The sequence below is a fragment of the Sphingomonas mucosissima genome (genome assembly GCF_002197665.1).
In the GTDB taxonomy this organism is placed as follows: Bacteria; Pseudomonadota; Alphaproteobacteria; order Sphingomonadales; family Sphingomonadaceae; genus Sphingomonas; species Sphingomonas mucosissima.
Genome location: NZ_NBBJ01000003.1, coordinates 423,155 through 438,552 on the forward strand (window position 1 = coordinate 423,155; position 15,398 = coordinate 438,552).

The window sequence follows — 15,398 nt, forward strand, 5'->3', positions numbered from 1 at the left end:
CTCCGCAAACGACGCCACGAGCGGCGGGCTTGATCCCGTGCGTCGCAATCTCGACCGGACAGCTAAATTTTATATTAACTGCCTTGCGACCATTCTCGAAGATCAAGGGGTTAGCGCCGGATCGGACCAGCTCTTACGCAAGGCCAGCGGGAAAAAGAGGCGGATGAAATGGATCATGTAGCATCGCTCGCCGCGCCGCGGCCCGCCGATGCCACCCGGCCGCTCATGGTCCTCGCGGTGGACGACGATGAGCTGTTTCTCGATTATCTGACTCTGGAACTCGAAACGCTGAACTGCATGGTGATGGCCGCGGCTAACGCGGAGCAGGCGATCCGCTTCCTTGATCATCATGCGTTCGATATGTGCATCACCGATTGGCAGATGCCGGGCATGGACGGGCTGGCGCTGGTTCAGCAACTGCGCTCAAGTCACGGCCCCGATCAGTTTCTCCATGTCGTGATGACAACGGCGCGCGGCGATGCGCGTACCGTTCGGGCGGCGCTCGATGCTGGCGTGGATGGTTTCCTGTTCAAGCCGCTTGATCGCCTGCAACTTGAACTCGCGATGGCGTCGGCGCGCCGCAACGTTCTTCTGCACCAGCGACTGCGCCGGCGAAATCATCATTTGGCGGTGGCGCATGGGCGCACCCGCGAAGCCTACCGTCGAATGGAAGCGGATCTGAAGGCGGCGGCCGCGCTGCACCGGCAATTGCTGCCGGCCCCGCATAGTGCCGGCGATCGGCTTCGCCTCGCTTGGACATATCGGCCGGCACAGCACATCAGCGGCGACACCATTGGCGTGATCCCCTTGCGCGACGGCAAGCGGTTGTTCTTTCTTGCCGATGCGCAAGGCCATGGCGTGCCGGCGGCGCTGACGTCGTTTCATATTCATCACCGTCTGGCGCAATTGGCGCCTGATACGCCTACGGCGCTGGAGGTCGCGCTTGCCGAGCTCAACCGCGAAATCAACGCGCAGGCGCTGGAGAGCTATGTGACTCTGATCTGCGGCGTATTGGCGCCGGGATCGGGCGATGGCTGCATCGTGCGCGCGGGCCATCCTTCACCGCTGCTGATCGGCCCCAATGGCATCGAGCCCATGAAACTGGAGGGCGCCTTTCCGATTGGCTGGTTTGAACACGCGACCTTCGAGGCGGAGCCGCTGCGTCTCGCGCCCGGTACCCAGCTTTTTCTATATTCCGATGGGGTCACCGAGGCGCGCGACAAGGATGGCGTGGAGCTCGAGTTGGATGGCCTGCGTGCTATGTTAACGGCAGCGCCCGAGGCGTCAGTTGATGTCCTCGTGAGCCATGTCGATGCCGCGCTGCGGGCCAGGCGAGGCAATGCCGGGCTGGAGGATGACATTTCGATTCTGGCGCTTGAGATCAAGGGAGACAGGGAATGACGGCGAGCGGTCCTGATGACGATATCGCGTTGATCGACGTGGACGTCGACCGTCTAGATGCGGCCGCCGCACCGGCATTGAAGGCCAGGCTGCAGGCGCGGCTCGACGGCAGCGCACGCAAGATCCTGCTCAACCTGGAACGCGTGTCGTTCATGGACAGCACGGGACTGGGCGTGCTGGTATCGCTCATCAAGATGCTGGGCAAGGATGGCGCGATCGCCGTCACAGGCGTTCAGCCCCCCGTGCGCCGCCTGTTTGAGCTGACGCGGCTGGACACGGTGTTCCGCATGGCGAGCGGCATCGAAGAAGGCAAGGCGGCGCTTCGTGGCTGAACCTGCCGTCTTCAGCTGTGCGGCACGGCTGGAGGAGGTGGAACGGCTGGCGGCGCATCTGCGTCGCTGTGGCGCGGCGCTGCACGTCGACAACGTCGCCATGATCGATCTGGAGCTGGCGCTGGTGGAAGCGGCCAACAACATCGTCCTGCATGGTTACGCCGGGCGGGGGGACGGCACGATCGGGTTGACCGTGGACCGCCTGGGTGATGTGCTGATCATGGAATTGCGCGACGGCGGTGTGCCGATCCCCAGCAGCGTCCTATCGGCACACCTGCCTCCCTCGCTCGACGCCGAAAGCGGCCGCGGCATTGCAATCATCCGATCCTGTATCGACGAAGTCGGCTATTCGCAGGAAGGCGGCGTCAACGTGCTGCGCCTGGCCAAGCACCTGCCCAAGCCGCCAGCCGCTTAGCGTGCAATGACCCAGCAGGCGCGCCCACGCGTCGAGAGCCGGTCGCACATCGCGCGCGCGGCGGTACGATCTGCCGCCGTGAAGCGCACGCGATAGAAACCGCGGTACCGCTCGATCTTCAGCGCGACGTCGCCGATCCCCGTCAGTTCCTTCAGCATCATCTCGCCTGCATGCTGTGCGTCCGTGTGGGTATCGTAGGCACCTGCCTGCACCATCGCCATTGGGGCGGTCCGCTCCGCCGAAGGTACTACTCGGTCGTGTTCCGGCGGGCGATCTGCGGTTGCCGGGGTACGGGCCGGCGGAGCCAGGGCCGTTGACCGTGCGAGCGCCACCGCCGGCACATCCGATCGCGCCGCTGGCCGCTTGCCGGTTTCCGCCTCTAGCGTGTTGTCCTCAATCTGAACCACGGTCGCGCCCCCGACCGCCAGGACGATCACGAAGATCACATGGCTTCGCCCCCGCCGCAGGCCCTCGCGCCAGTTCATGCCGTCGCCTCCGGTTTCCAAAGCGCGGCGCGCACCATCACCGACATGGCCAGCACATTGTTGAGCCCCCACAGTCCGTTCGCGATCAGCCCGCCCGGCGTATAAGCGCCGATGCCTTGCGACAGCGCAAAGGCGGCCCAGCAGAACGCCGCCACGGTTGTCACCATCAACGCAACCTGCGGCCACACCAGGTGCAGGAAATTGCCGTCCTGCCGCTCCTTGGGCGTCACGGGAAACTTGATCTTCTGCTTGCGTAGCACCGCCCACAGCGCCCGCAGCGAAATGGGGAAGGACGCCAGGTAGCTCACTTTGCCCTTGTACCCCGACAAGCCCCAGGTGCCGGCGAGGAACGCGATCTCATTGGCGATGAGGAAAGGCAGCGCGTGGCCGAAGAAATCGCCGGTGTAGGCGCTGACGGGGGCCACCCCGAAGAAGAAGAAGACTAGAGGCGCGAGCAGGAAACACAGGTTCCAGACGGCGCCTAGATAGGACCAGAAGGTCGTCAGGTACATCAGCCGCTGGCCGATCGACATGCCCGGCGCGGTGACGGGATTGTCGTGAAAGAAGATGTCGAGGCTGCCGCCAGCATATTTGAACCGCTGGATGGTCCAGGTGAGCAGGTCTTGCGGCGAGAGCATCTTGGATTCGACATAAGGGTGCAGCACGGATTTCCAGCGCCGATGCCGGTCCTGGTGGAGCACGATGGAGGTGTAGATGTCCTCCGACACATGGAATTTATAGGGCGTCAGTTCCTCTTCCTGCGCTGCCTGCCACCGGGCGAGCGCCTGCGCCTCCGGATCAGATTTCCGCCGGGTCAGCCGCGTCAGCCGCGAGCGCCCCTCGTCGCCAGCTTTCGCGATCGCATCGCCAAAGGCTTGCAGCGCAACGAACATCACCGCCTCGCGACGGTGCAGCGAAGCCGCGCCACAGCAGAACGCGGCATTATAGGCGTTCCGCCGGCGCTGAATGATGTCGTAGAACATGGCGGGATCGTTCGCGAACGGATCTTCGCCGATCCGAATCTCGCCCGCCACCGCTTCCACTGCGCCGCCGAACCAGCGGCCCACTCGCCCCAGTCGCTGCCACAGCCAATCGCGCAGCCGGTCGCCTTCGGGGAGGTCGTAAAACCACTGTGGCGTTTGTACGAAGGCGACGTCCGGATCGCGAAAATAGCCAAGCGTCCGTTCCAGCAGCGTGGGGAAAGGCCGGGTGTCGGCATCGCAGATCAGAATGAAATCGCCGCTGGTCTGCTCCATCGCGTTGCGCAAGTTGCCAGCCTTGAAGCCAACATTGTTGTCGCGGCTGATGTAATTGACGCCTTCCTCATCGGCGACGGCGCGCATCGACGCGCGCCGTCCGTCGTCCAGCACATGGATGTTGAGTTCGATCGGATGAGGGTAGCTCATCGCTTTGGCATCGCGGATGCTCAGGCGAACCAGTTCCTCTTCCTCATTGTACGTCGCGATGAACACATCAACAGCGATCGGCCGCGCGTCCGGGATCTCGCCAGCCAGGCATTCGTCGATCCGCGCAGGGGCGGGCCGCATGGGATAATCCTGCGTCTTCCAGAGGTTCAGTGTGAAAAGGATCAGGCCGAAATAAGCGCAGCTTTCTGCGATGACCAACGGCACGGCGAACCACCACGCATCCCAGTTCAGCGAGCCGGTCCAGCGCCACACGATATAGCGCGCGCCCAGCAGCAGGCTAACTACCGCCAGAATTTGCCAGATCCGCTCGCCCGTTCGTGAGCGCTTCAGCGGTTCGGGTGGGCGGCGGTGTTCATATCGCGAGAAGTAGAAGCTTGTCTCTTGATGCCGTTCCGCGGGTGCATAACGGGGCAACGAAAGCGTCTCTTCCTGCATGCTCGCTCGCCAAGCCCTTGTCTCACCTTGCCGCTGCGGCGGCGTTTGGACGGGCGCGGGCGCGAAGCGCGCCTATTTGCCCAGGCTGGAGCTAACGCGCGGCCGCGTTACAAAGTGGTTAACACGCGAAACATTCTAGTCTGATTGATGATTATGCTTCAGCAAGCTCCCGAGAGGTTCGGATGAATGGCCCGCCTTATCGGTTATTCGCGGGCCGGTGAGTGAAGTGACGGTGCTTAAGTGTGTCCACACTATCTGGCATGACCTGTGCGCTGCTGGTGCCGAGTTGGGCAAGATATTCGACAGCAAGCGGTTGCTCGCCCTGTTTGCTGTTGATGATTGACGCCGTCATGTCGATGCTGCGCACGCGGCGCACAGCGAAGTCGACTGACGAACGGCTGTCACGCGACAGCGCCGCAACGCTGCTCGATTTGCGCCTCGCATACAGCGCTGTACGGCATCAATTTCGTTCGTGGGAGCACCGTACCACTTGCTAAGGCGGTGTGGTTGCCCGCGTTGGCCGCCTAATGGCGGTTGCGATTGGTTGCCCTCACGATCATCTTCTTGGTCGCTCGCAATACCGTCGATGCACGCTGCGAAGCCTTGACCATGAGACGTCGCCGATGGGCCAATAGACAAAGCCCGCCTCCCGCCGTGACACGGGGGAATACGTCCCCGCCGCGAGCGTCCGCTGCCCTTGCGGGGGCTCCGATCAGCAGTGGGATTATGTCGGCATCCAAGGGACGGCTGCCGCCCGCCGTCAACGCCTCACCGCAGTCGATGGCATAGCTTGGTAGCCCGTTCGGAACGGAAGCGCGTGGGTGTCACGTGGCGCCTTGTGAGTCGGCTGTTCGCGATGAGCCGAGCAATTCGACATCCGGCGACCGGTCAGCGCCAGTCCGCACCTGAAGCTTCCAGACCTCGCGTCAGTCGCAGGTTAACGAACGGGGATGATGTGCCTAGACCTTTCGCAGACAAGATCTGGCGGATTGACCCGTCAGCAGCCGATTGGGATGTCTAGTCGGCCTCCGATGCGCAGCGAAAGCCGATGTGTACCGACGCGGTGTCGATCATCTGCGCCTGTCGTGCCGCAGGCCGGTACCGCGCGCAGTAATTGGGGGCGCACAGGAAGGACCCGCCTTTAAGAACCCGTCTCGGGATTCGGATCAGGGGCTGAGCGGGATCGTAGCTGTCCGTCGGCGGCGAGCAGCAGGAAGATGCCGCATCGGCTTTTGGGCCAGCGCTATACCAGTCGCCGGTCCATTCCCAGACGTTGCCGATCATGTCGACAAGGCCGAAGCCATTCGGGGGAAAGCTGCCGACGCGCGTGGTGCGATGCCCTTTGAGCCGCAGGTCGCGTCGAGGAAAATCTCCCATCCAGATGTTCGCCATCCGCTTGCCACCTGGAGTCAATTCGGCGCCCCAGGCATAGGTCGCACCCTCAATGCCGCCACGCGCGGCGCGTTCCCATTCCGCTTCGGTGGGCAAACGCTTGCCCGCCCAAGTAGCGTAGGCCGCGGCATCCTCGTACGCGACGCAGACCACAGGATGGTCGAGACGACCAGCGAACACTGTGGCCGCGGCTTCCGGCCGCCGCCAGTGCGCACCCGGTACATACGCCCACCAGTCGCCGACATCCTTGGCGGGCGTGCCCCGCTTGGGTGCGCGGAAAACCAGCGCACCCGGCATCAGGCGGTCGGGCTCGATCCCAGGGTAGGTCGCCGGATCCAGCGGGCGTTCGGCGACGGTTTCATATCCGGTGTCCGTCACGAACCGCGCAAATTGGCGGTTCGTGACGGGATGACGGTCGATGCGGAAAGCTGCGACATCAACACTGCGCACCGGAGCTTCTTCCGGATAATGATCGCTCGCGCCCATCAGGAATGTACCGGACGGCACAGTCACCATGGGTACCAAATCGAGCGTTTCCGTCATCGCGCCTCAGCTTCCACCTTCTCCCGCGCGTCAGAACTTGCCGCGCACACCGATCGCATAGCGCCGATCGGCGATCCGTTCCTGCCCGATCGGACCGTCGATGAAGATCGCGCGCTCACGGTTGGGTTGATTGGTCAGGTTGACGCCTGAGAAGGTGATCGCGAACTGCGGATTGATGTCGACCGAGACGGACGCATTCAGCTGGCTGCGTTCGTCCTGGTACAAGGGCAGATTGTTGGTCAGATCGACCGCTTCCACGCGCAGGAAGGGATCGCGGAAGGTGTAGCGGACGCGCGCATTCACTCCGTACTTTTCATAGAATAAAGTGAGATTGTAGTTGTTCTTCGACAGGTCGCGCAGCGGCAAGGCGAACTGTTCCTCCACGCCGCCCGTTGCGAAGCCCGGTACGGTGAACGTGGTTTCGCGCTCTCCGTCCTGATAGGTATAGTTCGCGATGACACCGAGCCCGTCGAGGGCGCCGGGGAGATAGGTGAAGCTGTGCTGGAAGTTCACTTCCAGTCCCTTCAGCGTCGCGCTGCCCGCGTTGACCGGGCGATTGATGCCCACGCATTCGCCGACCGCGCCGGACTGGTCAATCGACACAGGGTTGAAGATGCCGGTCGCACAATTGTTCGGATCGAACGGGCCGCGCGCCGGGTCGATCAGCGTAGGGGCGACTGCAACCGTCGTCACCAGGTTCTGGTACTTCTTGTAGAAGCCGCCGACCGACAACAGGCTGTTGCGATCGAAGTACCATTCCACCGCAGCGTCGTACTGATCGACCGTTTGAGGCCGCAGATTGGGGTTGCCGGCGCTGACATAGACGTCGAGCAGCGGGAACTGCACCGTTGGCGACAATTGCCCGAAATCCGGGCGGCGCAACGAACGACCGTAGGATGCGCGCAGTAACAAGGACTCAACAGGTTCGGCAGTCAGGATCGCGTTAGGCAGCCAATAGGTATAGCTCTGGCGGACATCGACGTCGCTCGCGACGCCATTCGCAAGCGTCACGCCCGAGGCGGTCTGGCTGGTACGTACGACACGAACACCCGCATTGCCACGAAGACCAACGCCGCCAACTTCCGTTTCCAAATTGACGCGCAGGTAGCCGGCATAGCTTTCCTCCTTCACCCGGAAGCGCGCACCCAAATCTTCAGGTGGCACCGCAGCCAGGCCCAGCGCTTGGCGGACACCCGCCGGATTGCGCGTCAGCGACCCCGATGGGACGATGAACCCGCCGAGATACTGGTCGCCTGTGAACGCAAAGAAGTCAGTCGGCGCGATCGAGTACAGGTCCGGCCGGTTCGCGGCAGTGATGCCGGGAAATTGGCGGGATGCCTGGGTCGTGCGCCGGCGGCGCGAATCCGTCTGGTTCAACCGTGCACCGAGCTGGATTGAACGGATCGGGCCAATGTCGGCACTCCATTCCAAGTCGAGCCGCTGGGCGTTTTCCACGTTGCGGAAACGATTGGCATTATCGCGACCGATGAAGGTCTGGAAATAAGCCCGATTTCCGAGGTTCGCGAACAAAGGACTGGACGGGTCCGGCGCGAAAAACAGGTCGTCACCAGTAATGTCGAACAGGAATGGCGGACTGATCCGGCCGCCAGCATTGCCGAAGTTTGCACTGGCCGGATCGTTAAACTGGCTGACCAGCTGGAAATTCGCGTCGTGCGAGGTGGAACCGGCGCGGCTTGCCTCCACCTTGATCGAGACTTGACCCGACTCCCATTCCGCCCCGCCTGCGGCCAGGTAGGACTGTGTCTTGCGCAGTGGGCTACTGTTCTGCGGCCGGAACTGCGTGCCGCCGATCCGACCGCTCACCAATTGGTTGTAGCTGAAGCCGCTGGCGTCGCGGCTCTGGATCACGCGGTCAGCGGGGAACGCCAGTTCGGCGACGTCCGCGGCCTGTTGAATGAACACGCCAGCTTCATCGCCGACAATCCGCTGATTTACATAGGTGCCGTCGACGAACAGCTTCAGATTGCTGTCGGCCTGCCATTCGGCCGAACCGCTAACCGACGCGTTGCGGCGATCCCGAGTCGAGAAGAATTGTTGGGCGTAGTTTGGCCGAAGATATGGATCGGCAACACCGTCGCCGTTCAGGTCGACGCCGGTGCGTGCGGCATAACGCACGTTGAGCACGTCTTCGCGCACCGTCTGCTCACCATAGGCACCCGACAGGACAACACCGATGTCGCCGATGCCGGTTGCGAACTCCCGCCCGAACACTGCCGAAACGCGCGGATTGAAGGAGTCGGCGTTCTCGGCATATTCCATGTCGGCCCGGACTGAGGCGATCGGCTCGCGCAAGCCAAGTCCGCGATAGGTTCGCAGGTCGACGATGCCGCCGACCGATCCTTCGATCTGGTCGGCGGTGGCCACCTTGGTCACACTGACCGATGCGATCAACTCCGCGGGCAAGTCGTCGAAGCTGATTCCGCCGCGTGCATCGCCGGCCGGGGTCGTCGCGCGGCCGTTGATCAGGACAAGGTTCTGGTTTGATCCGCGGATCGATACATTGCTGCCGACGCCCTGTGCACGATCGATCTGCACTCCGCTGACATTCTCCAGGACCTCAGCGAGGTTCTGATCGGGCAGCTTGCCCACGTCCTGGGCGTTGATGACGTCGACGATCGTGTCGGATGCCCGCTTTTCGTTGATGGCGCTGGCGAGGCTGGCACGGATGCCGGTCACCACGATATCCGTTTCGGCGTCCTCCGCCTGCGCTGGTAGCGTCGGGTCCACCTGTGCGAAGGCTGGGCTCGTCACGAGTGCGGCCGCAGCGACCCCCGTCATCATTGCGAAGTTAAAACGTCGCTTCAACACCCAGCCAGTCATACCGAACCTCCCCCTGTTCACCGGCTCTTTGCCGAGTGAGGGGGATGTCCATAACGAAGCAAAGCGCGTCCGACAATATTGTCAGTGTGTACGCCGGCCGCCTTCGTTTTTTGTTGCCTCGTTAAGGTCGGCTTCTTCGCCACTGCGTAACCAGCGGTCCGGGAACTGAGCGGCAGTTGAGCCGCTGCGGCGCCGAAAGGTGGACCCTTCGCCAAGTCGCTCGGTGAAATTCACGTTGTGCCCGCCATTGCGCTTCTTGAGTTGCTCGAACAGCTGGCGGCGCATTGCGCTCAGGACAGGCTGTAGCGCGGGAGTCGCGATGAGATTATTGGTTTCCTTCGGATCGGCCTGAAGGTCGTACAGTTCCTCCGTGTCCCAAACGCCGTGATACTGGATGAGCTTGTACCGGTCGCCGCGCAGCGCGAATGTCGTCGGGGTCTGCGGGTAGTTATATTCCCAATAATATTCGTAGATGAGCGATGTACGCCATGGTTGCGCGGGCGCATGCCCTTCAAGCTGGGGCATGAAGCTGGCGCCGGAGAATTGCGGCGGGCGTGCGACACCGGCAAGGTCAAGGATCGTCGGCGCGATGTCCAGGTTGGCGACCATGTCGGTCACCGCCTTCCCCCGCTGAATCACGCCAGGCCCATAAGCGATCAGCGGGACGCGCATCGATTCCTCATACGCATTGCGCTTATCGATCAGGCCATGCTCGCCGAACATGAAGCCGTTGTCGGCCATGAACAGCACGACCGTGTTGTCGAGCAGCCGCTTTTTGCGAAGGTGATCGAGAAGCTTGCCCGTTGATTCGTCCACGGCGGCCAGCGTCTGGTGATAGCGACGCTTGTACTCCTTCAGGTCGAGCGTGGAATGATAGGGAAATTCCACACCGTGCCAGCTATTGCGCTGGTCATGAACCCAGCGCGGCTTGCGATCGCTGTCGGGCGCTTTGGTCTCGTCGTAAGTGGCCGGCATTTCGATGGCCGTGTCCGTGTACAGGTCCTTGTGCCGGGTTGCCGGTTGGAAATCGGCGTGAAGCGCCTTGTGCGACAGGTACAGGAAGAACGGCTTGTCCGCGTCGCGCTGCTTCAGCCAGTCGAGCGCATAATCGGTCAGCTCGTCGGTGATATATCCCTGTTGCGGGACGTGACGCCCATCGACGTTCAGCTGTGCAATGCTTCCATCAGGCAGCTTGGGCCAGTAGACGCCCTGCCCCTCGAAACTGACCCAGCGGTCGAAGCCAGGGCGGGGGTCATCGTTAACCGCCCCCATGTGCCATTTGCCGAAAAATGCCGTCTGATATCCGGCCTTCTTCAGATATTGCGGGAAGTAGATCTGGCCGCGTTCATCGCCGGCGTTATTGTCGACAATACCGTGGTCATGCATGTACTGGCCGGTCAGGATGGTCGCACGGCTCGGTGAACACAGCGACGTCGTGACGAACGCATTCTTCATGTGCACACCGTCGCGTGCCATGCGGTCTAGGACCGGCGTGCGGATCTCGCGGTTCATAAACCCGAGTTCGTCATACCTTTGATCGTCGGTCAGGATGAAGATGATGTTTGGGCGGCGCGTAGCCGGTGCCTCATTCGCGGCGCGGACCAATGCCGGTCCGTTCGGGCGCGCATGCGCAGGCACCTGCACCATCGCCAGCGTCAGGACACCTGCTGAGAGCAAGTTGCGCCAACTCCGCGACCTTAGTTTCATCCGCATATCCCTCGCACCAGCATTGACCCAAGCTATCGTCCCTCGCATGCCTAACAGCGGAGAGCGGGAACGACAATATTGTCAGTTTGATGCGGGGAGTAGGTAGCGTGGTTCAGTCCAGTCGGCCTAGACGGTCCACTCTGGCCGACATTGCAGCGATTGCAGGTGTGTCGATCAAGACCGCGTCACGCGTCATACGCCGCGAACCCGTGGCGAATACCACCCGGGAGCGAGTCGAGCGCGCGGTAAAGGAACTCGGATACAGGCCCATCACTGCACCGCGTAGCGCCGCAAGCGATCGGTCATACCTGATCGGCCTGCTGCATTTCCCTCCTGTCGCCACGTTCGTATCCGGCCTTATCATGGGTGCCAGCGAACGGGCGCGGCAGGAGGGCTACCATCTTGTTGTTGAGGCTTGCTCGGTCGGAACGCCGGAAGAGCGCGCCCGGTCGCTGCGCCAATTGGTCATCCAGTCAAATCTCGATGCGATGATCCTAGCCCCGCCCTTAGGAGACGATCCGATCGTACTGGCCACGCTGGCAGACCTTCAGTTGCCAACGTGCAGTATAGCGCCGGGCGACACAGATCCGGATCGCCCATCCGTTGCAATTGACGATCGCGGCGCCGCCCGCGAAGTGACGAAGCGGTTGCTAGACTGGGGGCATCGCCACATCGCATTCCTGACCGGAGCGGGCGGACGCAGCACGACCGCCCGCCGCCTTGCCGGTTTCCAAGATGCCGTTTCCGAAATGCCCGAGGCACGTGCCACCGTAGTTGAGGGTGATTATAGCTTCCGGTCAGGATTTGAAGCAGGGCAGAAGTTGCTGTGGGGCAAAGAGGCGCCCACTGCTGTGTTTGCGAGCAACGACGAAATGGCAGCTGGCATTCTGGTCGCCGCGCACAAACTGGGTTTGGCGATGCCTGGCCAACTCTCAGTATTCGGGTTCGACGACGATGTGATCGCCAATGCGGTATGGCCGCCGCTCTCCACAGTGCGTCAGCCCGTTTATGAGATGGGCGGCGCGGCGGTCACATTGTTGGTCGATAGTTCGCTTCGGCCCTCGGCAAAGTCCAGCGACGTTCCCCTGCGCCAGCAGATCCCCTATGAGATCATCGAGCGGGAGACGAGCGGCCGGGCACCGCGTTCGTGACGAAGGAATGGCGACACGATCGCACGCCTCGCCCTTATGGGCGTAGCTACCTTGGCTGGTACGGCCTAGCATGGGCGGGTGCGACGATTGCGTACCAACCATTCCTCTCATTCCTCTTGCCGCTCAGAATTGTTGAGATCGGCGGGCGTCCCGATCCGGTTCTGCTTAGCGCAGCCGTCCTGCTGGGGGGATTGACAGCGGGACTGGCCAACCTGGGCTGGGGGATACTCGGCGATCACGTCGTTGAGCGTGGGGGCGCGCGGCGGCCGTTGATTCTGGTCGGGCTTGCAGGAACGCTGTTCAGCTACGGCATGCTCGCGCTAGCCGACTCGCCGGCCGAACTGCTCATCGCCTTGTTCTGCTTCCAAATCGCGCTCAACCTTCTTCTGTCCGCGTTAGTCGCCGCCGCGGCGGACGAAGTTCCGGCCCGTGACAAGGGGCTGCTCGGCGGCGTGCTGTGTGTGGGTGCCCCCGCCGGCGCGGCAGCCAGCGTGCTCGCTACGCTACCGGAGATCTCAGTCGAACGCAGCCTATTTTGCACCGCGTTGATCGTCCCCATATTCGTGTTGCCCTATGCTCTCCAGCGGCATGCGCCATACGAACGGCTTCTGGTGCAGGAGCCTTCCGCCGATCGAGCACCCGAGCAGTTACATGCTTTCGTCCTGCTGTGGTTCGTTCGACTGCTGCTGCAGATAGCGAGCAAAGCGATGTTCTTCTTTCTCGTATACTATTTTGCCGAGACGGTCAGGCAGGTCCGGCCGACCGTCCTAGCGCAGCTTACATTGATTGCCGCCGTCGGCGCCGCACCTTCCGCGTTGTTTCTGGGGCGCTTGTCCGACCGGTATCGCGGCCACCGAACCATTTTGTTGGTCATGATTGCCGCGATGGCAGGCGGGCTGATCGTCATGGCGGTGCAGACGAATTGGATTTTGGCGCTCTTTGGATATCTGATATTCGCCTGCTCAGCCGCGGTCTGCCTCGCGCTCCACGCCGGGTTCGCGATGCTTCGGCTACCGACCGGGCTTGCGAGCGGTAAGGGGCTGGGCCTGCTGAACCTGACGAATACTCTGCCAGCCGTTGCCGTTGCAGGACTGGGGATGGCGATTGTCCCGCAATACGGATACCGTGTGCTCTGCTGGGTTCTCGCCGCTGCGGTTATCGTAGCGGGCGGTGCCCTGACGTACCGCCGGCTCTAAACAGACCGTAGTCTGTCACGTAGGATACCTGCATTCGCGAGAGCCCGAGCGATCGACCCGCGTCGCGATGAATTGTGGGTCTGCCCTGCCAGAGACCGGCCAGTCGGCTCCCGCTTAAACGCGGAGTTGTTGAAGAGCTTTAGACATCCGAAGGACCTTGGGCGAACCCGACTGTTCCTGCAGGCGCTGTAAGGGCGCTCCTACTCTCACGCGGGCCATCCCAATCTACGCAGGTACGCAGCCCGAGCGAGGACCGGTCGACGCCTGAGTTTCGACGCGCTTGGCCAGCAAGCGGCTGGTGGCCTCCGCACCTGGAGCCCCCATGCTCCTAGAATGCCGATGCTCATGATAGCTGGCGTCCTTTGTGGCTTAGTGTGATCGGAGCAGTGAAGCGCTCCTTTAGTTGCACTTGGAGGCGATGCTCGCGTTCGTTCAGACTGTCGCGCCCGACGTGCGAGGCGGCCGCAACTCGGGCTCGTCTTGCCTTCGAAGCATACGCGGCAAGAGCACCTCTAGGAGCGGCGCAAGGAGCAACGCAAAAGCAACTGGTATGATGAAGGCTCCTACGATTTCGACTGAAGCTGGCATGCCGCCAACGCACGATTTCAGCAGCACCAGCAGCGGCCAATGGGTGAGATACAGTGTGAACGACATGCCCGCGAACCGTCGTGCTACCGGCTTGAGGCGGGTCGGATCGATTGCCAGCTGGCGAAGTGCGACGAGCGCCCATCCGACGCACACAGCTCCGGGGAAGTCGGTGATGAAAAATGTTGAAAAGCGTAGCTCCGTCAGGTTGATCCCCAGTTGGCTCGCCACCCAAACCACATCATGCGGCAATCCACTCCATTGGGACACGGCAAAGCCGAGCAGCGCTAGTACAAACATCGATCCAGGATGGGTAAACCTAATCCTTTCCCAATAGAGCGCCGTTGCAACACCAACTAACCAAGTCGGCATGAGCAGCAATATATGTGCGTCGGCGAACATCGAAGCCGATGCGACTAACAGAACGCGCACCCGGCCCTGTGTGAAGACGCACAGGCCAAAGATCAGGTAGAACCAAACCTCGTAACACAACGACCAGAACGGAGGGTTAAGAGGCGGCCCCACGCCGTTCAACCGCTCGCTTAGAAACAGAAGCGGCATTATTATAGTGGAGACAGATACGCCATAGCGCCCGCCGCTCTCGAGCACCGTTAATCCAGCCCAGGTCATCAGGATGAGAATGGCCGTCGAGAAGATGATCGAGAACACGGCGGCAGGCAGAATGCGCGCCACCCGTGCTCTAACAAACCGGGGCAGCGTCATATCGGGATGAGAAGCGGATTGCTGGATCAGAAGTCCCGACAAGACAAAGAAGACCACGACTGCCGAATGCTGGAACAGGTCGTTCAGCGGCCACGCATCTCCGAGCAAGCCGATCTGTCCTGCGTGTCCGGTCAGCACCATTAGTGCAGCGGCGCCGCGGGCTAAATCGAGGTGTATCGACATGCGATCATTCAAGAATTGATGTTCACGCATGGAAGGTTTGTCATGCCATGCATTCGTATTTGTCGTGTTAACAGAGTGAAGAAGCACCGCCTTTCAGTCGCCGGATATAAACATAGTGGTCAAGCGATCGCCACATATGAGCCCATGGGCCTCCACCGCACCTGGCGTTTGCCACGGTACGGGCAAGGCAGAGCATACTCGCTGATCCACCTGGTCCATCAATGCTGAGCGGGTAGCGGCTTTCTACCCACTTTCAGCCGTTCTGATTGGCCAAGCGGGCTGAAGGGCGCGCGCCCGCTGCCCCCCAGTAAACCTTCAGTCATCCCGATAGCAGCCGCTAGTCAGGGCATTTTCCGCCGCGCTCGACAGCGTTCCGAACTCCGCTGCAGTGGTAATCTCCCAACGAAGGCACCAACCACCCCGCTCGCTGAAACTGTCGTGTTCTCTCCGCTCCAGACGCGAGCGGACCATCGACCGGTGAATATGGATGGAACGCTAGTGATGGCGAGTTTAGCTTGATTGCGGTCGTTTTCCGGCGTTTTTTCTGACCCTCGGTTTCGGTCAGTTCCACCTCAACGCTCC

The 15,398-nt window shown here is 61.8% G+C and carries 12 protein-coding genes and 1 pseudogene; 6 read left to right on the plus strand and 7 right to left on the minus strand.

From position 1 onward, the window contains the following. Nucleotides 1-225: 225 nt before the first annotated feature. Nucleotides 226-498, plus strand: a pseudogene (locus tag SPMU_RS17560) (response regulator); the annotation flags it as partial. Here the strand turns inward: SPMU_RS17560 and SPMU_RS17295 are convergent. Continuing rightward, on the minus strand, nucleotides 424-849 hold the full coding sequence (locus SPMU_RS17295) for a hypothetical protein (RefSeq protein ID WP_245833149.1): 426 nt from the start codon (nucleotides 847-849) through the stop codon (nucleotides 424-426). The pseudogene SPMU_RS17560 and the gene SPMU_RS17295 sit on opposite strands and share 75 nt — an antisense overlap. Between SPMU_RS17295 and SPMU_RS17300 the strand changes: the two genes are divergently transcribed. The 3 genes from SPMU_RS17300 to SPMU_RS11600 are packed head-to-tail and all read left to right on the plus strand — an operon-like array spanning nucleotide 808 to nucleotide 2,148. After that, nucleotides 808-1,401, plus strand: coding sequence for a PP2C family protein-serine/threonine phosphatase (locus tag SPMU_RS17300; protein WP_245833152.1), 594 nt, complete (start codon nucleotides 808-810; stop codon nucleotides 1,399-1,401). The two genes, SPMU_RS17295 and SPMU_RS17300, sit on opposite strands and share 42 nt — an antisense overlap. Beyond that, a complete protein-coding gene (locus SPMU_RS11595) occupies nucleotides 1,398-1,733 on the plus strand; it encodes an STAS domain-containing protein (protein ID WP_088334019.1) in 336 nt (111 codons plus the stop codon). Before SPMU_RS17300 ends, SPMU_RS11595 begins: the two co-directional genes overlap by 4 nt. Beyond that, nucleotides 1,726-2,148, plus strand: a complete 423-nt coding sequence (locus tag SPMU_RS11600) for an ATP-binding protein (RefSeq protein WP_088334020.1) — start codon at nucleotides 1,726-1,728, stop codon at nucleotides 2,146-2,148. Before SPMU_RS11595 ends, SPMU_RS11600 begins: the two co-directional genes overlap by 8 nt. Here the strand turns inward: SPMU_RS11600 and SPMU_RS11605 are convergent. The 5 genes from SPMU_RS11605 to SPMU_RS11625 all read right to left on the minus strand — a co-directional run bounded on the left by SPMU_RS11605 (nucleotide 2,145) and on the right by SPMU_RS11625 (nucleotide 10,978). Beyond that, nucleotides 2,145-2,633, minus strand: coding sequence for an SPOR domain-containing protein (locus tag SPMU_RS11605; RefSeq protein ID WP_088334021.1), 489 nt, complete (start codon nucleotides 2,631-2,633; stop codon nucleotides 2,145-2,147). The two genes, SPMU_RS11600 and SPMU_RS11605, sit on opposite strands and share 4 nt — an antisense overlap. Then, nucleotides 2,630-4,474, minus strand: coding sequence for a glycosyltransferase family 2 protein (locus tag SPMU_RS11610; protein WP_245833165.1), 1,845 nt, complete (start codon nucleotides 4,472-4,474; stop codon nucleotides 2,630-2,632). Before SPMU_RS11610 ends, SPMU_RS11605 begins: the two co-directional genes overlap by 4 nt. Nucleotides 4,475-5,512: 1,038 nt before the next feature. Further along, on the minus strand, nucleotides 5,513-6,430 hold the full coding sequence (locus SPMU_RS11615) for a formylglycine-generating enzyme family protein (RefSeq protein WP_245833168.1): 918 nt from the start codon (nucleotides 6,428-6,430) through the stop codon (nucleotides 5,513-5,515). Nucleotides 6,431-6,460: 30 nt separating this feature from the next. Then, on the minus strand, nucleotides 6,461-9,271 hold the full coding sequence (locus SPMU_RS11620) for a TonB-dependent receptor (RefSeq protein ID WP_088334023.1): 2,811 nt from the start codon (nucleotides 9,269-9,271) through the stop codon (nucleotides 6,461-6,463). An 81-nt stretch (nucleotides 9,272-9,352) separates the two neighbouring features. Then, nucleotides 9,353-10,978, minus strand: coding sequence for a sulfatase family protein (locus tag SPMU_RS11625; protein ID WP_211275780.1), 1,626 nt, complete (start codon nucleotides 10,976-10,978; stop codon nucleotides 9,353-9,355). 89 nt (nucleotides 10,979-11,067) lie between these two features. Between SPMU_RS11625 and SPMU_RS11630 the strand changes: the two genes are divergently transcribed. Together SPMU_RS11630 and SPMU_RS11635 are read left to right on the plus strand one after the other, a co-directional pair. Further along, the gene (locus tag SPMU_RS11630) at nucleotides 11,068-12,129 is read left to right on the plus strand and encodes a LacI family DNA-binding transcriptional regulator (protein ID WP_088334025.1); all 1,062 of its coding nucleotides are present in this window, start codon (nucleotides 11,068-11,070) and stop codon (nucleotides 12,127-12,129) included. 116 nt (nucleotides 12,130-12,245) lie between these two features. Next, complete coding sequence (locus SPMU_RS11635) at nucleotides 12,246-13,325, plus strand: MFS transporter (RefSeq protein WP_088334026.1); 1,080 nt, start codon at nucleotides 12,246-12,248, stop codon at nucleotides 13,323-13,325. A gap of 432 nt (nucleotides 13,326-13,757) precedes the next feature. Here SPMU_RS11635 and SPMU_RS11640 read toward each other — a convergent pair whose 3' ends face one another. Beyond that, on the minus strand, nucleotides 13,758-14,846 hold the full coding sequence (locus SPMU_RS11640; protein ID WP_088334027.1) for an acyltransferase family protein: 1,089 nt from the start codon (nucleotides 14,844-14,846) through the stop codon (nucleotides 13,758-13,760). Between the last annotated feature and the right edge of the window lie 552 nt (nucleotides 14,847-15,398).